Genomic DNA, 20918 nt, shown 5'->3' with positions numbered 1-20918 from the left:
CTGGAACTACTTCAAAGCTGCAGGCTGCGTTGCAGATTAATCGCCCGACGCTCTAGAGCATCAGGCGACAAATCGGCATCGCTCGATGCTCTCGATCTCCTTGGTGACGCGCCGGGTGGCCGAAAAACCGGTTTCCACTCTTTCGCCCGGCGCTCTAATCAGCAGCGCCCATGAAAAAGGGCCGCACAATGGCGGCCCTCTTCCGATCTCCGTGACGGACCGGCTGCCTATTCGGCAGCGTCTCCGACCTGGGTCAGCATGCGGTCGGTCTCGACCACATTGGCCGCCTTGCGGCGATCCTCCAAGATCAGCTCGTCGCGCGAGGTCGCGATCCGGCGGACCTGGGTCATCATGCCGCCGGTGCCGGCCGGGATGAGACGGCCAACGATGACGTTCTCCTTCAGGCCCTGCAGCGTGTCCGACTTGCCGGCGACCGCCGCCTCGGTGAGGACGCGGGTGGTCTCCTGGAAGGAAGCCGCCGAGATGAAGGACGGCGTCTGCAGCGAGGCCTTGGTGATGCCGAGCAGGACCGGATTGCCGGAAGCCGGCTTCTTGCCCTCCTCGACGAGGCGCTCGTTGATCTCGGCGAGCTCGATCCGGTCGACATGGTCGCCCGGAATGTAGCCGGAATCACCCGACTCCACGATCTCGACCTTCTGCAGCATCTGCCGGACGATGACTTCGATGTGCTTGTCGTTGATCAGAACGCCCTGCAGCCGGTAGACCTCCTGGATCTCGTTGACGAGGTAGCTCGCGAGGGCCTCCACGCCTCGGATCGCCAGGATGTCGTGCGGAGCGGGATTGCCGTCGAGGATGTAGTCGCCCTTCTCGATGACGTCGCCTTCCTGCAGATGGAATGGCTTGCCCTTCGGGATCAGGTACTCCACCGGCTCGGCACCGTCCTCATGCGGCTCGATGATGATCCGGCGCTTGTTCTTGTAGTCGCGCCCGAACTTCACCGTACCGTCGATCTCGGCGATGACCGCGTTGTCCTTCGGCTTTCTGGCCTCGAACAGTTCCGCGACGCGCGGCAGACCGCCGGTGATGTCCTTCGTCTTCGCGCTTTCCATCGGAATGCGCGACAGGACGTCGCCGGCCTGCACACGCTGACCCGGCTCGACCGACAGGATCGCGTCGACCGACTGGAAGTAGCGAGCGTCGGACCCACGGGCGAGCTTCAGGATCTCGCCATTGTCGCCCTTGATGATGATCGCCGGCTTCAGGTCCTGGCCGCGCGGGCTGGCCCGCCAGTCGATGACCGCACGCTTGGTGATGCCGGTCGCCTCGTCGGCCTGCTCCGACACCGAGATGCCATCCACCATGTCCTCGAAGTCCACCGTGCCCTCGAGCTCGGTGAGCACCGGACGGGTGTAGGGATCCCATTCGGCGATACGCTGGCCGCGACGAACGGTGTCGCCGTCGTCGACATAGATGCGCGAACCGTAGGTGACCCGGTGCGAAGCCCGCTCCTTGCCGCCCTGATCGAGGATCAGGATCGCCATGTTGCGGCCCATCGCCACCAGCTTGCCGTCGGAATCGCGGACGACGTTGCGGTTGCGGATCTGCACCGTGCCCTCGTAGGAGGCCTCGAGGAACGACGAGTCCACCACCTGCGCCGTACCGCCCATGTGGAAGGTACGCATGGTGAGCTGGGTGCCCGGTTCGCCGATCGACTGCGCCGCGATGACGCCAACCGCCTCGCCCATGTTCACGGGCGTGCCGCGGGCGAGATCGCGCCCGTAGCAGGTGGCGCAGATGCCGGTGCGGATCTCGCAGGTCAGCGCCGAGCGGATCTTCACCGACTGGATGCTGGCCTTCTCGATCTTGTCGACATCGGCCTCTTCGATCATCCGGCCGCCCTCGACCAGCACCTCGCCCGAGAGCGGATGCATGATGTCCTCGAGCGCGGTCCGGCCGAGGATCCGCTGGCCGAGCGTCGCCACGACCTGGCCGGCGTCGACGATCGGCTGCATGGTCAGGCCGTTCTCGGTGCCGCAGTCCGACTGCGTGATGATGCAGTCCTGCGCCACGTCGACGAGACGACGGGTCAGGTAACCCGAGTTCGCGGTCTTCAGCGCCGTGTCCGCGAGGCCCTTCCGGGCACCGTGGGTGGAGTTGAAGTATTCGAGAACCGTGAGGCCCTCCTTGAAGTTGGAGATAATCGGCGTCTCGATGATCTCGCCGGACGGCTTGGTCATCAGGCCGCGCATCGCAGCGAGCTGGCGCATCTGGGTCGGCGAACCGCGGGCACCCGAATGCGACATCATGTAGATCGAGTTCATCGGCTTCTGACGGCCGGTCTCCTGGTCGAACTCGATCGCCTTGATGCGACCCATCATCTCCTCGGCGATCTTGTCGGTGCACTTCGCCCAGGCGTCGACCACCTTGTTGTACTTCTCACCCTGGGTGATCAGGCCGTCATTGTACTGCTGCTCGTATTCCTTAGCGAGCGCCTGCGTCTCGCCGATCATCTTCGCCTTGGTCTCCGGGATCAGCATGTCGTCCTTGCCGAACGAGATGCCGGCCATGCAGGCGTGCTTGAAGCCGAGCTGCATGATCCGGTCGCAGAAGATCACCGTCTCCTTCTGACCGCAGTGGCGATAGACCTGGTCGATCATCCTGGAGATGTTCTTCTTGGTCATCAGCTCGTTGCAGATGTCGAACGGAATCGCGGCGTTCTTCGGGAGAAGCTCGCCGATCAGCATGCGACCGGGGGTCGTCTCGAAGATCTGCGAAACCGGGTTGCCCTCGGCATCGACGGTCTTGAACCGGCCCTTGATCTTAGTGTGGAGCGTGACGGCCTTCGTGTAGATCGCCTGCTCCAGCTCGCCGATGTCGGAGAAGACCATCCCCTGCCCCGGCTCGTTCTCGTTCATGATCGAGAGATAGTAGAGGCCGAGAACCATGTCCTGCGACGGCACGATGATCGGTGCGCCGTTCGCCGGATGCAGGATGTTGTTGGTCGACATCATCAGGACGCGGGCTTCGAGCTGCGCCTCGATGGACAGCGGCACGTGCACCGCCATCTGGTCGCCGTCGAAGTCGGCGTTGAAGGCCGTGCAGACCAGCGGATGCAGCTGGATCGCCTTGCCCTCGATCAGCACCGGCTCGAAGGCCTGGATGCCGAGGCGGTGCAGCGTCGGCGCACGGTTCAAGAGCACCGGATGCTCGCGGATCACCTCGTCGAGGATGTCCCAGACCTCCGGACGCTCCTTCTCGACCAGCTTCTTGGCCTGCTTGACCGTCGAGGAATAGCCTTTTGCGTCGAGCCGCGCGTAGATGAACGGCTTGAACAGCTCCAGCGCCATCTTCTTCGGCAGGCCGCACTGATGCAGCTTCAGCTCGGGACCGGTCACGATGACCGAGCGGCCGGAATAGTCGACGCGCTTGCCGAGCAGGTTCTGGCGGAACCGGCCCTGCTTGCCCTTCAGCATGTCGGACAGCGACTTCAGCGGACGCTTGTTGGCGCCCGTGATGACGCGGCCGCGACGGCCGTTGTCGAACAGCGCGTCGACGGCCTCCTGCAGCATCCGCTTCTCGTTGCGGATGATGATGCCGGGGGCCCTCAGTTCGATCAGTCGCTTCAGACGGTTGTTACGGTTGATGACCCGGCGGTAGAGATCGTTGAGATCGGACGTCGCGAAGCGGCCGCCGTCCAGCGGGACGAGCGGACGCAGGTCCGGCGGGATCACCGGAACGACGGTCATGATCATCCATTCCGGCCGATTGCCCGATTCCAGGAAGTTCTCGACGATCTTCAGCCGCTTCATCAGCTTCTTGGTCTTGAGCTCGGACGTCGTCGTCGCAAGCTCCTCGCGCAGGCTTACGGCGATGTTCTCGAGCTCCATCGAGCCGAGCAGCTCCTGGATCGCCTCCGCGCCGATCAGCGCGGTGAACGAGTCCTCCCCGAACTCGTCGACCGAGAGCATGTACTCCTCCTCGGTCAGGAGCTGGTGCTCCTTCAGCGAGGTGAGACCCGGTTCTGTGACGATGTAGTTCTCGAAATAGAGAACCCGCTCGATGTCCTTGAGCGTCATGTCGAGCAGCGTGCCGATGCGGCTCGGCAGCGACTTCAGGAACCAGATGTGGGCGACCGGCGCGGCGAGCTCGATATGGCCCATGCGCTCGCGCCGCACACGCGACAGGGTGACCTCGACGCCGCACTTCTCGCAGATGATGCCCTTGTACTTCATCCGCTTGTACTTGCCGCACAGGCACTCGTAGTCCTTGATCGGACCGAAGATGCGCGCGCAGAACAGCCCGTCACGCTCGGGCTTGAACGTACGGTAGTTGATGGTTTCCGGCTTCTTGATCTCGCCGAAGGACCAGGAGAGGATCTTCTCAGGAGAGGCGAGCGAGATCCGAATGGAATCGAATGTCTGCGCCGCAACCTGCGGGTTGAAGATGTTCATGACCTCTTGGTTCATGGGCTTTCTCCTTCTGGGGCATCAGCCCCGGAACGCGGCGGCTGGGCCGACCGCTGAATCTTTCCTCGTCTGCGGACCGGCGCCAATGAAGGCGCCGGTCGGGGCCGCATTCGCGGCCCGTCGCGGGCGGTCCGTTACTCGGCCGCGTCCGGCAGGTCCGCCGGGGCCGGAAGTTCGGCCGCGGAATTGGCGAGATCGACGTCGAGGCCGAGCGAGCGCATTTCCTTCACGAGCACGTTGAAGCTCTCCGGAATGCCCGACTCGAAGGCATCGTCGCCTCGCACGATCGACTCGTACACCTTTGTGCGGCCCGCGACGTCGTCCGACTTCACCGTCAGCATCTCCTGCAGCGTGTAGGCCGCGCCATAGGCCTCGAGCGCCCAGACCTCCATCTCGCCGAAGCGCTGTCCGCCGAACTGCGCCTTGCCGCCCAGCGGCTGCTGGGTAACGAGCGAGTACGGGCCGATCGAACGGGCATGGATCTTGTCGTCCACCAGATGGTGCAGCTTGAGCATGTAGATATAGCCCACCGTCACCTGGCGGTCGAACGGTTCGCCCGTACGTCCGTCATACAGCGTCACCTGTCCGGAGCCGTTGAGCCCCGCCTTCTCCAGCATCTCGACGATGTCGTGCTCGACCGCGCCGTCGAAGACCGGCGTCGCGATGGAGACGCCCTTCTTCATCTGCTTGGCGAGCGTGATCACGCTCTCGTCGTCGTAGGTCTTGACCTTCTCGTTGCGATCGTTGTCGCCGAGAAGCCCCGAGATCTCCTGACGCAGCGGCTCGGCGTCGTGGTTCTGCTGGTAGGTCTCCAGCAACTCCCCGATACGCTTGCCCATGCCCGCACAGGCCCAGCCGAGATGCGTCTCGAGGATCTGCCCGACATTCATGCGGCTCGGCACGCCGAGCGGGTTCAGCACGATGTCGACATGCGTGCCGTCCTCGTTGAACGGCATGTCCTCGACCGGCAGGATACGCGAAACCACGCCCTTGTTGCCGTGACGGCCGGCCATCTTGTCGCCCGGCTGGATCTTGCGCTTCACGGCGACGAAGACCTTCACCTGCTTCATGACGCCCGGGGGCAGCTCGTCGCCGCGCTGGACCTTCTCGACCTTGTCCATGAAGCGCTGCTCGAGCGTCTTCTTCGCCTCGTCATAGACGTTGCGCAGATCCTCGAGCTCGCCCTGGAGCTTCTCGTCCTCGACGGCGAACATCCACCACTGCGAGCGCGGGAACTCCGCCATCGCCTCCGGCGAAAGCACCGACCCCTTCTTGAAGCCCTTCGGCCCGGCAATCGCCGCCTTGCCGTCGAGCATCTCGACCAGGCGGCCGTAGACGTTTCGGTCGAGGATGGCCTGTTCGTCGTCGCGGTCCTTGGCGAGGCGTTCGATCTCCTCGCGCTCGATCGCCATGGCGCGCTCGTCCTTCTCGACGCCGTGGCGGTTGAACACGCGGACCTCGACCACCGTGCCGTAGGCCCCGGGAGGCATGCGGCTCGACGTGTCGCGCACGTCCGAGGCCTTCTCGCCGAAGATGGCGCGCAGGAGTTTCTCCTCCGGCGTCATCGGGCTCTCGCCCTTCGGCGTGATCTTGCCGACCAGGATGTCGCCCGGCTGGACCTCGGCACCGATGTAGACGATGCCGGCCTCGTCGAGGTTCTTCAGCGCCTCTTCCGACACGTTCGGAATGTCGCGCGTGATCTCCTCGGGTCCGAGCTTGGTATCGCGCGCCATGACCTCGAACTCCTCGATGTGGATCGAGGTGAAGACGTCGTCGGCGACGATGCGCTCGGACAGGAGGATCGAGTCCTCGTAGTTATAGCCGTTCCACGGCATGAAAGCGACGAGCACGTTGCGGCCGAGAGCGAGATCGCCGAGATCGGTCGACGGGCCGTCCGCGATGATGTCGCCCTTCGACACCCGGTCGCCCACCGCGACCAGCGGGCGCTGGTTGATGCAGGTATTCTGGTTCGAGCGCTGGAACTTCATCAGCCGATAGATGTCGACGCCGGACTTGCCCTGCTGCAGGTCCTCCGTGGCGCGGATGACGATACGGGTCGCGTCGACCTGGTCGACGATGCCCGTCCGGCGCGCGCCGATCGCGGCACCCGAATCCCGGGCGACGATCGGCTCCATGCCGGTGCCGACGAAAGGCGCCTCCGCCCGGACCAGCGGCACCGCCTGGCGCTGCATGTTCGAGCCCATCAGAGCGCGGTTGGCGTCGTCGTTCTCGAGGAACGGGATCAGCGCCGCGGCGACCGATACCAACTGCTTCGGGGAGACGTCCATCAGGTCGACATTGTCGCGCGGCGTCATGAAGACGTCGCCCTGATGGCGGCAGACCACGAACTCGTTCTGGAACCGGTTCTCCTCGGTGAGGATCGCGTTTGCCTGCGCGACGTGGTGCTTGGACTCCTCCATCGCCGAGAGATAGACGACTTCCTTGGTGACGATCCCGTCAACGACCTTGCGATACGGGCTCTCGATGAAGCCGTATTTGTTGACGCGAGCAAACGTCGCCAATGAGTTGATAAGACCGATGTTCGGACCCTCCGGGGTCTCGATCGGGCAGATCCGGCCGTAGTGGGTCGGATGCACGTCGCGCACCTCGAAGCCGGCACGCTCGCGCGTCAGACCGCCGGGCCCAAGCGCCGAAAGACGACGCTTGTGCGTGATCTCCGACAGCGGGTTGGTCTGGTCCATGAACTGCGACAACTGCGAGGAACCGAAGAACTCGCGCACCGCGGCGGCCGCCGGCTTGGCGTTGATCAGGTCCTGCGGCATGACGGTGTCGATCTCGACCGACGACATGCGCTCCTTGATCGCCCGCTCCATGCGGAGCAGACCGACCCGGTACTGGTTCTCCATCAGCTCGCCGACCGAGCGCACCCGGCGATTGCCGAGATTGTCGATGTCGTCGATCTCGCCGCGGCCATCGCGCAGGTCCACCAGCGTCTTGACGACGGCGAGGATGTCCTCCTTGCGCAGAACGCGCACGGTGTCCTCGGCCTTGACGTCGAGGCGCATGTTCATCTTCACCCGGCCGACGGCCGAAAGGTCGTAGCGCTCGGAATCGAAGAACAGCGAATGGAACATCGCCTCGGCGGTCTCGATCGTCGGCGGCTCGCCCGGGCGCATGACCCGGTAGATGTCGAACAGCGCGTCCTGGCGACCCTCGTTCTTGTCGGCCGCGAGCGTGTTGCGGATGTAGCCGCCGACATTGACGTGGTCGATGTCGAGAACCTGGATCTCGTCATAGCCGGCGTCAATGAGGACCTTGAGCGTCTTCTCGTCGATCTCGTCGCCGGCTTCGAGATAGACCTCGCCCGTGGCGAAGTTGACGATGTCCTCGGCCAGATAATGGCCGTAAAGGTCCTCCTCGGTCGCCCGAAGCGCCTTGACGCCCTTCTCCTGCATCTGCCGCGCCTGGCGGGCAGTGACCTTCTTGCCGGCCTCGACCAGGACCTCGCCCGAGTCGGCGTCGATCAGGTCGACCGCGGCGTTCTGGCCGCGCACGCGCTCGACCGAGAACGGAACGCGCCAGCCGTTCTTGTCCTTTTCGAACTGCAGCACATTGTAGAAGGTCGACAGGATCTCCTCGCCGTCCATGCCGAGCGCCATCAGAAGGCTCGTCACCGGGATCTTCCGGCGACGGTCGATGCGCGCATAGACGACGTCCTTGGCGTCGAACTCGATGTCGAGCCACGAGCCGCGATAGGGGATGACGCGGGCGGCGAAGAGCAGCTTGCCCGACGAGTGCGACTTGCCCTTGTCGTGATCGAAGAAGACGCCCGGCGAGCGGTGCATCTGCGAGACGATCACGCGCTCGGTGCCGTTGACGATGAACGTGCCGTTCATCGTCATCAGCGGCATGTCGCCCATGTAGACGTCCTGCTCCTTGATGTCCTTAATGGACTTGGAGCCGGTATCCTCGTCGATATCGAACACGATGAGGCGCAGCGTGACCTTCAGCGGCGCGGCGTAGGTCAGGTCGCGCTGCCGGCATTCGTCGACGTCGAACTTCGGCGCTTCGAACTCGTATTTCACGAATTCAAGCATCGCCTGGCCCGAGAAGTCGGAGATCGGGAAGACGGACTTGAAGACGGCCTGCAGGCCCTCGTCGCCCCGCCCGCCCTTCGGCTCGTCGACCATCAGGAATTGATCGTAGGAGGCCTTCTGGACCTCGATCAGGTTCGGCATCTGCGCTACCTCCGGGATCGACCCGAAGAATTTCCGCACCCGCCTGCGACCGCTAAACGTCGTTGTCTGAGACATCGCCGCTCCTTCTCGTGACAGCGCCCTTGACCGAAGGGCTCGAATTCACCAAACCCTCTCCGGCAAGAGGGGAACCGCCCGCGCAAGGCTCGGCGGCCATGATCTAATCTACGGGACCGATCGCCCCGCATCTCCACACGGCTCAAAGAAGCCGTCGGGAGATGCGTCGTTGACCCCGCTTCGCGAGACCCGCCCAGCGCCTTCCGACGCAGCGCGCTCCGCGCATTCCTCCACCCGCTTTAGCGAGCACGGAAGGCGGAACGGCAAATCGCCGTCCCGCCCGCCAGATTTTCGAGCGTAAACGCGGAGAACCCGCGATTACTTGACTTCGACCGTCGCACCAGCCTTCTCGAGCTGGTCCTTGATCTTCTGAGCCTCGGCTTTGTCGACGCCTTCCTTGACCGGCTTCGGCGCGTTGTCGACGAGATCCTTCGCCTCCTTCAGGCCGAGACCGGTGATGGCGCGGACTTCCTTGATGACGTTGATCTTCTGAGCGCCGGCGCTCGCGAGGATGACGTTGAACTCCGTCTGCTCCTCTTCGACCGGAGCGGCAGCGCCCGCACCACCGGCAGCGGCCACGGCCACCGGAGCGGCGGCGGAGACGCCCCACTTCTCTTCCAGCATCTTCGACAGCTCGGCCGCCTCGAGGACGGTCAGGCTCGACAGGTCTTCAACGATCTTGGCGAGATCAGCCATTTTGATTTTCCTTCAGGTTCGAACTTTGAGTAGAGCAGCGAGGAACCATCCTCACGCCGCTTCGTCCTTCTTGGCATAGGCCCCGAAGACGCGTGCGAGCTGACCCGCAGGCGCCTGCAGAACTCCTGCGATGCGCGTGGCCGGCGTCTGAATCATGCCGACCAGCTTGGCGCGGAGTTCGTCGAGCGACGGCATGGTGGCAAGCGCCTTCACACCGTCCGCATCGAGGGTTGAGGCCCCCATCGCCCCGCCGAGGATCACGAGCTTGTCGTTACCCTTGGCGAAATCGTTGGTGACCTTTGCCGCCGCGACCGGATCGCTCGAATAAGCGATCAGCGTCTGGCCCTCGAACAGGTTCGAGATGCCTTCGGCGTCCGTGCCTTGAAGAGCGATCTTGACGAGGCGGTTCTTCGCGACTTTGACGGAGCCTCCCGCTTCGCGCATCTTCGACCGGTAGTCGTTCATCTGCGCGACGGTGAGCCCGGCATAGTGGGCCACCACGACGGTCCCCGAGGCCTTGAAGGTCTCGTTGAGGGTCGTGACGAATTCGCGTTTTTCCGCTCTGTCCACTGCCTCTCTCCAGTTGGCCCCGACACGATCGTGCCGAAGCCGGTTGCCTTTTGCCGCCCGGATCACCCGGGCGACGCTCGGAGATCCTGTCCCCTCGCGGACCTTGCCGGTTCCAACGGAACCAGCGGACGGCGCAAGGCATTCAGAGGTTCGAACCGAAGCTTGGGCATTCACCCGAATTTCGGACCTTCACCCCGTCTCATGAGGGCTATCTGACGATTATGACCGGCGCAGAAGCGCCGATCGCCCACAATCTCGGACAGGCATTCAGGAGGCCCGAAACGGACCTCCACGCACCGGGACGAGCCCGGAACCTATTGATGGCGAACGCCGCATATAGGTGCGACATTTGCCGATGGTAAGGGTCAGGCCGTGGCCGCAGCCACGATCGTCGACGGGTCGATCTTCACGCCCGGCCCCATGGTCGAGGTGATGGCGACGCGCTTGACGTAATTGCCCTTGGCGCCCGAAGGCTTGGCCTTCTGGACCGCATCCGCGAAGGCGCGGATGTTCTCGGCGATGGCGTTCGCATCGAAGGAAACCTTGCCGACGCCGGCATGAACGATGCCGGCCTTCTCGACGCGGAACTCGACGGCGCCGCCCTTGGAGGCCTTGACCGCCGCGGTGACGTCGGGCGTCACCGTGCCGACGCGCGGGTTCGGCATCAGGCCGCGCGGGCCGAGAACCTTGCCCAGGCGGCCGACGAGCGCCATCATGTCGGGCGTCGCGATCGCGCGGTCGAAATTGATGTTGCCGGCCTGGACCTCGGCGACGAGATCCTCGGCACCGACGATGTCGGCGCCGGCGGCCTTGGCCTCTTCGGCCTTGTCACCACGCGCGAACACGGCGACACGGACCGTGCGGCCGGTGCCGTTCGGCAGGTTGACGACGCCGCGGACCATCTGATCGGCGTGACGGGGGTCGACGCCGAGATTCATCGCGACCTCGACGGTCTCGTCGAACTTGGCGCTCGCCCGGCTCTTCAGCATGCCGATGGCCTCGTCCAGGCCGTACAGCTTGGTGCGCTCGATGCCCTCGCGGGCGGCGCGGATACGCTTTGCGATCTTGGCCATCGTCCTACTCCGCAACCTCGAGACCCATCGAACGGGCAGAGCCCTCGACCATCGCCATCGCCGCCTCGATCGTCGTGGCGTTGAGGTCCTTCATCTTCTTCTCGGCGATGTCGCGCACCTGGTCGCGACTGACCTGGCCGGCGACCGACTTGCCGGGCTCCTTCGAGCCGGACTTCAGGTTCGCCGCCTTCTTCAGGAAGTAGCTCACCGGCGGCGTTTTCATCGCGAAGGTGAAGGACTTGTCCTGGTAGTAGGTGATGACCACCGGGATCGGCTGACCCTTCTCCATCTCCTGGGTCTGCGCGTTAAACGACTTGCAGAACTCCATGATGTTGATGCCGCGCTGACCGAGCGCCGGGCCGATCGGCGGCGAAGGCGTCGCCGAGCCGGCGGGAACTTGCAGCTTCAGCTGCCCCACGATTTTCTTAGCCATTATCTCCTGCCTTTGTCGTAAGTGCCGGCGCCGCGGACAGCGGCGCTCCGGTCACATGCAGTTCGCGCGGTGCGGCATCTTCCGGCCGGCTTGAAGCCGGAACGCCTCCCGCACGGGGAAACGGGCGCAACGCCCGCACTGTCCGGATCAGACCTTCTCGACCTGCCCGAATTCGAGATCGACCGGCGTCGCGCGCCCGAAGATCGAAACTTCCACCTTGAGGCGGGTGCGCTCCTGGTCGACTTCCTGGACCACGCCGTTGAACGAGGCGAACGGCCCGTCCGAGACGCGCACCTGCTCCCCGATGTCGAAGGAGATCGTCGGCTTCGGCCGCTCGACACCGTCCTGCACCTGGGTCAGGATCTGCTCGGCCTCCTTGTCGGAGATCGGCACCGGCCGATTGTCCGGCCCAAGGAACCCGGTGACCTTCGGCGTGTTCTTGATCATCGAGAACACCTGGTCGGTGAGTTCGGCTTTGACCAGCACATAGCCGGGGAAGAACTTGCGTTCGGCATCGACCTTGCGGCCGCGACGCACCTCGACCACCTTCTCGGTCGGCACGAGAATCTTCTCGAACTTGTCGGAGAGCCCTTTCTGCCGGGCCTGCTCCTCGATCGATTCCGCCACCTTCTTCTCGAAGTTCGAATAGGCGTGGACGATGTACCAGCGGGCAGTCATGAAATTGTCGATTACTCCTGCGGCCTGGCGGCGTTCAGACGCCGGCGCTCATGATCAGGCCGACGGCATAGCCGAGCGCCTGATCCGCAATGAAGAAGAAGGCCGCAGCGAAGGCAACCATCAGGAAGACCATGAGCGTCGAGATCATCGTCTCCCGGCGTGTCGGCCAGGTGATCTTGGCGGTTTCCGACCGAACCTGCTGAAGGAATGTGAATGGGTTGGTCTTGGCCATAGCGTGCTCACGGCAAATACGCGTGCAGGCTTTAGGTCAGCCCCACGCGCGACGTGTCTGTTCAGCATCATTTAACGGGCATCGATGCGATTCACAAGGCCGCATGGGAAGGAAAATTCGCGGCGACTGGCAGGGGCAACAGGGCTCGAACCTGTGACCTGCGGTTTTGGAGACCGCCGCTCTACCAACTGAGCTATACCCCTTCGCACGGCGTCTCATTATGCCAACTTCGCTCTTTCATCAAGCGCTATCCTGCAACGCGATCGCATGACGCGCGCGAGGACGCGAAGCGCGGTCGTTCCGGCTATGCGAATCCCGGCTGGGCTCGCCTCCTCCTCGGTGGGCAAGATGCTCGGCAGGCGCAGGTCTGCGGAAGCAATCCCGCATCCGGCGGACAGCACAGAGCGGCTGAGCCTACGGGCAGCCGGGAAGAACGGCAGCCGGTCAGCGACAGGTCCCCGCGCCATCGGCTCGCCGTTCAAAGCACGTGGAAGCCTAACGCGGGAAGAATCACCGCCGCAACACGTTGCGACGATTCCCGTCCGGCGCATGAAGCCGTTCCTTGGCCGCGCTTGAACGAGAGCACATCCTATCCTTGCGTACCGCAACCAAGAGAGCGTCCGCGTCCGGACATGACGTCCGATCCCGTTCAGGGACCGACCTCACTCCCCTGCTCTCTCTCCGCTCGATCCGATGTACGACGCCCCGATGGCCCGGCCTCCCGTTGCCGCCGGGTCTTCTTACACTCGGCCTTTCTTCCCACTTCGGTCCAGGGCTCGCCCCCTCGACACCGACCCGGCGACCGCCCCGAGGCCCGCTTTGCCGGGAAACTGCGAAGAGCGGGTTGCGAAGCCCCACAAATATGCTATCCGGGCTGCGTGGAGAGGTGGCCGAGTGGTCGAAGGCGCTCCCCTGCTAAGGGAGTATACGGGAGACCGTATCGAGGGTTCGAATCCCTTCCTCTCCGCCATGAGTTTTCCACTCTCCGCCAATTGAATTCCCGCATTTTCCGGTGTTTTTGCCCTCCGGCACGCCCCTTCGGGAGTGTTTCGGATGGAAAAGTCAGGGCGTGTATCGTGCGGGGTATCGTCCCGTGTATCGCGGGAACGGCAGGAGAAGGCCGAGGGTGGACCACCTGCCCGGCCGCGCGGCGCGGGGCCGTATCTCGTCCGGTCAGGAACGACTTACCTTTTTCAGATTAGGTTGCCGAAGGATCTCGGCGGCGGAAGGGCCTCGGTGCCGATCCGGATCAGCCTCGGCGCCTGTCCGGCGCGCGAGGCTCGGCGCATGGCGGACCTTCTCGCCGCCGAATCGCGGCGGCGTTTCGACGAGATGAGGAAGAGGCGATTGGCGGAGGAGGACGACGGGCCCGAAGACGATGCGTTCGAGCCCAGCACCATTTTCTCCGGATCGACGCCGGAGGAAGCCTCGGCCGAGATGCGGGGATGGCTGAAGGCCCACAAGGCGTTCCTCAACAACGCACCTCCTGCGCCTTCGCCGGAAGAGGAGCGGCGCTTCGAAGGATGGCGCGGGCTCGTCGGCATTGCGAGAGAGGTCGCCAAGAGGGCGGACGGCAATCCGCTGATCGTCGATAACGTCGACGTCCTGAAGACGTCATATGTGGCAAAGCTGAGCGGCGCAGCCATTCCTGCTGAGGCCCCCGCGCAGCCGGCCCGGGAAGCTTATGAGTTCCTGAAGCCCGAGCAGCCGCCAGCGGCGGCGATGCCGACTGTGGATCGGCCCTTGCCGGACGCTTCGGGTCCCCGGGTCGCCTCAACGCCTGAAGCCGGCAACGATGGCGCCGCTGAGGGCCGGGAGCTCGACGAGCATGGTCGCCCGGTTCCGGCCCTCAAGCGCGACCGCCGCTTCGTCCCGCGTCCAGCCTCGCGCATGCCGCTGTTCAGCGACGTCTCCGAGGACTATCTGGCGGCCCGCGCGGGAGCTTCGGGCGAGACCAACAAGGATCTCAAGACGGCGCGCTTCCGGCGCGATCTCTTCATCGAACTGATCGGCGATCATCCGGTCGACACCTACACGCCCGCCGACCTCCAAGCCTATATCAGCCTCCTGACCTTCTGGCCCGCCCTGCAGTCGCAGCGGCCGAAGGAAGCGTCCGCCCGCGAGATCATCGAGGCGAACCGCGACCTGCATCTGAAGCCGCTGTCGCGCAACGCCCTGCAGCATGGCTATGTGAGCATCGTGAAGACGATGATCGGCTACCGGAGCGCGACCCTCGGCTATGCGGCTCCCCCGCACCCGCGGGGATCGACCCATGTCGAGGATTTCATCGTGAGCGCTGGCGAGGGCTCCCCCGCACCCGCGGGGATCGACCCGCCAACATCGATAAGTTCGTCAGGACATCCGGGGCTCCCCTGCGAACGGTGGTGAGCGAGCGGCGCGCCGAGGTCGACGAGGCTGCGCGAGTCCTTGGCCTGCTGGGCCGCCTCAAGAGGGCGGCGGAGCCTCGCGACAGGGATTCGATCGAATGCTTAAAATGATGGGCGTTCGGGTAACCGTCGCGTAACGCGCAGGCGTCCATAGACGCCTCCCCTAGCAAAGAGCTCACGATGTCCGATCGATTCCACATAGCGCCCGATGGCGAGCGGCACGACCCGGGTGCAGGAATGCACGCCAAAGGAACGACGGTCTCCGCGGCGTAGTCCAGCACCCCTTCGCTCCCCTCGCCGCCGGGACTGCCGGGACCGCCATGGCGTTCCGGCCGGCGGGAAGACGGACGAGATCCGACACCTCCCTCCATCGATCTCGAGCTGGGCCTCCGGGCCCCGTTCGAAACCGCGGCCGCCGGCCGCGGCGAAGCCGTCCCGCAATCAGGCGGGGCGGCGTGACCGGGCCGCCATCGGCGGCCCCAGCCAAGGGAGGCGACAGCAGATGACCATCTCGTTCGACGGCGCTTCCAGTCGCGGCCGCGGCCGCAGCGCAACCGCGCTCATCACGCTCCTCATAGCCGACTGACCCGGCGGACCTCGCGTCCGCCGCAACAGAGGAGCCATGCCCATCCGCGACGCGACCGAGGTCGGTGCATCCGATGCGGACATGGTGCAGATCCCGGCCGCGGCGGCGCGCGCCAACTGCTCGGCGGTCGAGATCGTGAACATGCTGATGGAGAGGAGGCTCGCGACGGTCCGCCGCCTCGCGGGCGAGCGCGGCTTCATGTCGGTCCTGGTCTCACCGGAGGAGGTGCGCCCGCTCGTGCGACTCGAGGACCACGGCGGCCTGTCGCTCAGGAAGGTGGAGAAGGCGCTCGGCACGACGACGAAGGTGGTGAAGGCACTGCTGGAGCACGGGTACCTCCCCTCGCGGATCGCCGGCAATCCGGTGAACCGCTGCCCGCAGACGATCGTGATGCAAACCGACCTCGACGGGTTCATGTCGAGGTACGTGACGCTCACGGGCCTGATGAGGGAAACCGGCGTCCATTTCCGGGCCATCGCGGCCACGCTGGGTGCGGTTGGGGTCGAACCGGCCTCGACCCCGCTGCCGTCCAGGCCACATTCTACGAGCGGAGCAGGGTCGCGACCGTCCCCATCAAGTGACGGTCAGCCAGACCGCTCCCGCTGGCCAGCAGATCCAGGCCCTCGGCACCGTCGTGCCGGGGGCTTTTTCTTGCGCGCTCGACGCCGGTCCGTGGGTGAGGCAGCCTGATGCGACGAGGGTGAGGCAGACTGATGGGGGTCAGCGCCTCTCCGCGAAGGCAAACCAGTGATTTCGGCGTAGGGATTACAGCGACTTGCAGGGTGCCTGAGGCATCCTTTAGGGGGTCCTACAGCCGGCATCCGAAAACCTTCACCGTGTCGGTCATTCACGAGCAGTTTGGCCTGCTCTGAAGCGGTCGTTCGACCAAAGCAAAGGAAGCGGAGTACGACCGGGATACCGCCTGCTGGACGCGCCTTCGGAAAGGCAGGACGCCGCTCTCTCCTCACAGGCATCGTGGTGGAAAGCCGCGACAGCACCCTCCTTGCGCTGGATCAAGGCTCTGCCCGCGGAAAGCCATATCGTTGTCATGTTCATCACGATGGCGGCAGTGATCGTCATTGCGTTCTGGATGATCTTCCAGAAGGCAGGCCACTCGAAATGGCTCAGCCTGCTGGTGGTCATTCCGCTGGTGAACGTCATCCCCCCTTTACTGGCTAGCCTCCTCCAGTTGGCCGCGCCTGCGGGATCGGGGCTGACCACGCCGACAACAGACGCGATGACCCGGAACGGGTGGTCAGTACAGGGCAAAACGGCAGCCGCACCTTCCGGGACGCCAAAGGGGGATCGGAGTGAAGAGGACCGATGATGAGGCGCTGCCGCTCGATCTCGACCTGCCGGACGCGGCGCAACCCGCGCGGCGGCGCTGGTTCCGCCCGGCCTACCTGCTGGTTCTGCTGATCCCTGTGTTTCTGTTCACCGGCGCGGTGATCGGCCTCTATTTCCAGCCGCCGGGGCTGCAAGCCTTCTTCGCCAGGACAGGCCTTCAGCCGGGCGGCGGAACCGGGACGCCCATCGCCTTGCCACCCGAGATCGTGATGCCGCAGGAGATGGTCGAGACCATGCTGCCTACGGACGTGGTAGGTCTGGCCCGGATCATGCCTCGTGGCGATATCGCGCTGGTCGCCGCACCTTATGGAGCCGGTGATGCCCGGATCGCCGAGATCCTCGTGGCGATCGGCGACAGGGTGGAGCGCGGCACGCCGCTGGCCCTGCTGGACAACGCTCAAGCGCTGGAGGGAGCGGTGCTGCAGGCCGAGGCGAACCTCGCGATCCGGCAGGCCACGCTGATCCAGACTCGCAGTGCCACCAAGGCGAGCCGCGCCGAGGCGCAGGCGACGCTGGAACAGCTCCGTACCGCCGCGCGCGAAGCCGCGACCAGTCTGACCCGCGCCGAAGACCTGTTCGAGCGCAACGTTTCCAGCAGCGTGACGCTGGACGCTGCCCGGACGGCGGCCAAGGAGGCCGCGTTCGCGGTCGTCCGAGCCGAGGCGACATTAACGCGATTCACATTCGGCGCCCTTGAAGAGCAACCCGATGTCGTCGTCGCAAGCCGCAACGTGGCCGCCGCCGAGGCGGAACTGGCCCGCGCGCAAATGGATCTCGGTCGTGCCGAGGTGCGTGCGCCCATCACGGGCACGATCCTCGACATCCGCGTCACGCCCGGCCAGCGCCCTCCGTCCGACGGTGTGATGGAGATGGGCGATACCAGCGGGATGATGGCCGAGGTCGAGGTCTGGCAGGATCGCATCGCCAGCGTCGCCGTCGGCCAGCCGGTGGAACTCGCTGCGGATGCCCTCGGGCAGACCTTGCGGGGCACGGTCGAAAGCATTGGGCTGATGGTCGGGCGACAGGGATTGATATCGGACGACGCCGCGGCCAATACCGACGCTCGCGTGATCCGGGTCCTGGTGGCGCTGGCCCCGGCCTCGACCGACATCGCGATGCGCTACACCAACCTCGAGGTGGTCGCGCGGATTGACACCGGAGCAGGCGCGCGGGCGGTGCAATGAGCCGCCTTCTGCACTTGATCTTCGGCCGCCTGCCGATCGGCTGGCTGCAACTGACCCACAGGCCCGGGCGCTTCGCGTCGGCGCTGCTCGGCGTCGCCTTCGCCAATGTGCTGGTGTTCGTGCAGCTTGGGATCATGAACGCGCTGTCGGTCGCGACGCTGCGGCCATACGAGTTCTTCTCGGCCGAGATCATGATCTCGGCGACGGACGCCAACACGCTCGTCGAGGGCAGCAATGTCGCCCGCCAATGGATGTTGCAGGCGCTCGCCGATCCGGATGTCGCCCAAGGCGTAGGGCTCTTCGTCGGCAAATTGCCCTGGGATCGGACCGGCGCCGCGATCGAACTGACGACCTTCGGGATCGACCCCTTCAACGCGGGCTTTCTCGCGCCCGAGATCGCCGATGACTTGCCCCTGCTCACGCTCAGGGATACCGCCTTGCTTGACCGTCTCGCCCGGGGCCTCGACCGCGAAGCGGCGGCGGGCATACGCCCGCAGACGCCGCTGCGCTTCGAGGCGCAGGGCCGCACCGTGACCGCCCTCGAAAGCTTCGCGGGCGGCAGCGGATTCGGAGGGGACGGCTACATGATCGTGTCCGACCAGACGTTTCTGGGCCTGTTTCCGACCCGCAGTTCGGCCGCACCGGATCACATCCTGCTCAAGCTGCGCGCCGGCGCGCAGACCGTCGCCGCGATCGCCCGGCTGAAGACCTTGATCTCGCATCCGGGCCTGCGCATCCGCAGCTATCGCGACGCGATGGCGGAGGAGTTGCGCTATCAGCAGATCCAGCGGCCCACGGGCGTTATCTTCGGCTTTGGCGTATTGATCGGGGTGCTGGTCGGGATTGTGATCGTCTATCAGGTCCTCTCGACCGACGTGGCCGATCACCTGCGTGAATACGCCACCTTCAAGGCCATGGGCTATGGCCGCCGATTCTTCCTCGGGATCGTGCTGGAGCAGGCACTGGTTTTGGGAGTGTTCGGCTTCATCCCCGGGCTCGCGGCGGGGTGGGGCATTCTGACGTTGATGAAGGCCATCACGCAGCTTCCGTTGGCGATGACCCCTGCCATCGCCATCGGCGTGTTCGGCGGCACCGTGGCTTTCTGCGCCCTGTCGGGCATTGTCGCAACGCGGAAACTCACCGCCGCCGATCCCGCGGACCTGTTCTGATGGAGGGGGGCACCCGCAGCGAAACGATCGTGGAGGCGCACGGGCTGAACCACTGGTTCGGCACCGGCGAGGCGCGAAAGCAGGCGCTCTTCGATATCACCCTGACACTGGCGCACGGAAGCTTCACCGCACTGATGGGGCCATCAGGTTCCGGCAAGACGACGCTGCTGACACTGATCGGCTGCCTGCGCGTGGTTCAGAACGGATCGGTGCGGTTGCTGGGAAGGGAACTGCACGGCGCGACCGAAGCCGACCTGACGGTGCTGCGCCAGAGGCTTGGCTTCATCTTTCAGGCCCACAACCTGCACGAAAGCCTGACGGCGATGCAGAACGTCATAATGGGCGTTCAGGTCCGAGCGGGTATGTCGGACGCCCTTGCCCAACAGGCGGCCGCGCGCGCTCTGGGCCTCGTCGGTCTCTCCGATCGGCTCGACTATCTGCCCGCGAACCTCTCCGGCGGGCAGAAACAGCGCGTTGCGGTGGCGCGTGCCCTGGCTGGCAATCCCGCCATGATTCTGGCCGATGAGCCGACTGCCGCCCTTGACAAGGACAGCGCCGCCGACGTGGTCGACCTGCTCAAGCGGCTCGGCGCCGAACGGGGCACCACGACCCTGCTCGTCACACACGATCCCCGGATCCTCGACCGCGCGGACCGTATTCTGACTCTGGAGGATGGACGGATCGTCTCGACCAAGGGCGAGGTGTGACCGGGCTGCTACCGCGCGATGGTACAGCAATGATCAGCAGAAAGGCCCGCGTCCCGTGCCCGACATGCCGGCCATGCGAACCGATGTCACCAGCGCCCTTAAACGGCTCGTCGGTTGTCATGAGGTGCGGAATTGGCGACGCAAAGAGGTTCACAGGAAGAGCGACTGCCTGCAGCTTGCGTGCTCGCTGTCGCACGTTGTGAAACGGCAGCTATCTGCCCGCTGCTGCCCCCGACCTGCCATTCCCCTTTCGGCCCCATTCCGTCCAAAAACTCGCCGTCTGTCGTGCAATTATGGTAATCGGCCGTCCGCGGCATCGGTGTCAGGCCAGAGGGGTACCCGTTGCGCTGGGCGAGCCGCTCGCCGCTCTTCTCGCCATAGCCGGCGCCGGTAGCTGCGCCAACCTCTAGTTCCATCAGCCGCTCGGCGGCAAAGCCGATCATCTCGCGCAACAGATCGGCGTCCGGGGTCTTCTCCAGGAGCCCGCGCAGGCTCATCATGTCGTCGGTCATCAGGGGATCTCCGGTTGCGGTTCGGTCTCGCGACCCAAGCCTAACCGGAAACCGCTGGTGACCACCGCGCCGCCAATCCCGTCCTACAGCGCGATGAAGGGCGCGGACGTGATCCGGGGCAAGATGTTCACCTCCGGCTACGGCTTCATCGTCGACTATCTCGCCGAGATCCTGCGCCATCTGCGCTCGCAGGACTTTGCGCTGCGCGTGGACCAGCACTTCACCGTTGGCAAGAGCATTTCCACGCGTGACCGCGATGCCGTCTATAAGACCGCGTCCGGGCTCTTGAGGGTTCTCTTTCCGAACGGCGAAGAATCCGTCGCGAAGGTCGATAAGCTTCTTCATCTCGCCATGGAATGCCGCAAGCGCGTGAAGGACCAGCTCTTCCCGGATCGACAGCACCTATCCCGAGGTCGACTTCCACTATGTCGGCCGGACGGGAAGAAGCGCCCGGTCGCGAGGATAGAGGAAGAGGAATATCCGCAGCTCTATGGCGGCGGACGTGCCAGTGCCTCTGAACCCGAAGAGACGAGCGAAGCCGCCGAGCCGGAGAATACCGCCGCCGCCGCCGACACGGCGCCGAGCCCTCTAGGTCACGAACTCATAAACGGGTAGCGGATTGGGTTGAGGGATGATTCAAGCT

At 64.9% G+C, this 20918-nt stretch carries 15 protein-coding genes, 2 tRNA genes and 1 pseudogene; 8 read left to right on the top strand and 10 right to left on the bottom strand.

Annotation, left to right across the window (positions count from 1 at the left end; translation table 11 throughout):
- Nucleotides 1-227 precede the first annotated feature (227 nt).
- From rpoC to LH400_RS24690, 9 genes are all read right to left on the bottom strand, one after another.
- Nucleotides 228-4427: a DNA-directed RNA polymerase subunit beta' gene (gene rpoC, locus LH400_RS24730; RefSeq protein WP_229156139.1), complete on the bottom strand. Its 4200-nt coding sequence runs from the start codon at nt 4425-4427 to the stop codon at nt 228-230.
- Nucleotides 4428-4561: 134 nt separating this feature from the next.
- Nucleotides 4562-8701: a DNA-directed RNA polymerase subunit beta gene (gene rpoB / locus LH400_RS24725; RefSeq protein ID WP_229156138.1), complete on the bottom strand. Its 4140-nt coding sequence runs from the start codon at nt 8699-8701 to the stop codon at nt 4562-4564.
- A 318-nt stretch (nt 8702-9019) separates the two neighbouring features.
- The gene (gene rplL, locus LH400_RS24720) at nt 9020-9397 is read right to left on the bottom strand and encodes a 50S ribosomal protein L7/L12 (RefSeq protein ID WP_229156137.1); all 378 of its coding nucleotides are present in this window, start codon (nt 9395-9397) and stop codon (nt 9020-9022) included.
- A 51-nt stretch (nt 9398-9448) separates the two neighbouring features.
- Nucleotides 9449-9967, bottom strand: a complete 519-nt coding sequence (gene rplJ / locus LH400_RS24715; protein WP_229156136.1) for a 50S ribosomal protein L10 — start codon at nt 9965-9967, stop codon at nt 9449-9451.
- A gap of 365 nt (nt 9968-10332) precedes the next feature.
- A complete protein-coding gene (rplA, locus tag LH400_RS24710; protein WP_229156135.1) occupies nt 10333-11040 on the bottom strand; it encodes a 50S ribosomal protein L1 in 708 nt (235 codons plus the stop codon).
- A gap of 4 nt (nt 11041-11044) precedes the next feature.
- The gene (gene rplK, locus LH400_RS24705) at nt 11045-11473 is read right to left on the bottom strand and encodes a 50S ribosomal protein L11 (protein WP_229156134.1); all 429 of its coding nucleotides are present in this window, start codon (nt 11471-11473) and stop codon (nt 11045-11047) included.
- A 147-nt stretch (nt 11474-11620) separates the two neighbouring features.
- Nucleotides 11621-12151: a transcription termination/antitermination protein NusG gene (gene nusG, locus LH400_RS24700; RefSeq protein WP_229156133.1), complete on the bottom strand. Its 531-nt coding sequence runs from the start codon at nt 12149-12151 to the stop codon at nt 11621-11623.
- A 34-nt stretch (nt 12152-12185) separates the two neighbouring features.
- On the bottom strand, nt 12186-12383 hold the full coding sequence (gene secE, locus LH400_RS24695; protein WP_229156132.1) for a preprotein translocase subunit SecE: 198 nt from the start codon (nt 12381-12383) through the stop codon (nt 12186-12188).
- 127 nt (nt 12384-12510) lie between these two features.
- Nucleotides 12511-12586: transfer RNA gene (locus LH400_RS24690), tRNA-Trp, on the bottom strand.
- Between the two features lie 677 nt (nt 12587-13263).
- On the opposite strand from LH400_RS24690, the gene LH400_RS24685 reads away from it, so the two are divergent.
- The 7 genes from LH400_RS24685 (at nt 13264) to LH400_RS24655 (ending at nt 19763) form a co-directional block, all read left to right on the top strand.
- Nucleotides 13264-13353, top strand: a tRNA-Ser gene (locus tag LH400_RS24685).
- Nucleotides 13354-13436: 83 nt separating this feature from the next.
- Nucleotides 13437-14771 (top strand): DUF6538 domain-containing protein, encoded by a 1335-nt coding sequence (locus LH400_RS24680; RefSeq protein WP_370638479.1) that lies wholly within the window; start codon nt 13437-13439, stop codon nt 14769-14771.
- A 621-nt stretch (nt 14772-15392) separates the two neighbouring features.
- Nucleotides 15393-16046 (top strand): hypothetical protein, encoded by a 654-nt coding sequence (locus tag LH400_RS24675; protein ID WP_229156130.1) that lies wholly within the window; start codon nt 15393-15395, stop codon nt 16044-16046.
- Between the two features lie 313 nt (nt 16047-16359).
- Nucleotides 16360-16683 (top strand): hypothetical protein, encoded by a 324-nt coding sequence (locus LH400_RS24670; RefSeq protein WP_229156129.1) that lies wholly within the window; start codon nt 16360-16362, stop codon nt 16681-16683.
- The gene (locus LH400_RS24665; RefSeq protein WP_229156128.1) at nt 16667-17887 is read left to right on the top strand and encodes an HlyD family efflux transporter periplasmic adaptor subunit; all 1221 of its coding nucleotides are present in this window, start codon (nt 16667-16669) and stop codon (nt 17885-17887) included. Before LH400_RS24670 ends, LH400_RS24665 begins: the two co-directional genes overlap by 17 nt.
- On the top strand, nt 17884-19056 hold the full coding sequence (locus LH400_RS24660; RefSeq protein ID WP_229156127.1) for an FtsX-like permease family protein: 1173 nt from the start codon (nt 17884-17886) through the stop codon (nt 19054-19056). Before LH400_RS24665 ends, LH400_RS24660 begins: the two co-directional genes overlap by 4 nt.
- The gene (locus tag LH400_RS24655; protein ID WP_229156126.1) at nt 19056-19763 is read left to right on the top strand and encodes an ATP-binding cassette domain-containing protein; all 708 of its coding nucleotides are present in this window, start codon (nt 19056-19058) and stop codon (nt 19761-19763) included. The genes LH400_RS24660 and LH400_RS24655 overlap by 1 nt, the downstream gene beginning before the upstream one ends.
- A 335-nt stretch (nt 19764-20098) precedes the next feature.
- Here the strand turns inward: LH400_RS24655 and LH400_RS24650 are convergent.
- Nucleotides 20099-20275: pseudogene (locus tag LH400_RS24650) on the bottom strand (transposase); the annotation flags it as partial.
- Between the two features lie 57 nt (nt 20276-20332).
- On the opposite strand from LH400_RS24650, the gene LH400_RS24645 reads away from it, so the two are divergent.
- Entirely contained in the window at nt 20333-20890 is a 558-nt protein-coding gene (locus LH400_RS24645) for a BREX system Lon protease-like protein BrxL (protein WP_229156125.1), read from the top strand.
- The last annotated feature ends 28 nt before the right edge of the window (nt 20891-20918 follow it).

This window comes from Jiella soli (assembly GCF_020615385.1).
Classification (GTDB): Bacteria; Pseudomonadota; Alphaproteobacteria; order Rhizobiales; family Rhizobiaceae; genus VKMB-3413.
The sequence above is the reverse complement of the archived record's forward strand: the minus strand, read 5'-3'. Positions and strand labels throughout refer to the sequence as shown.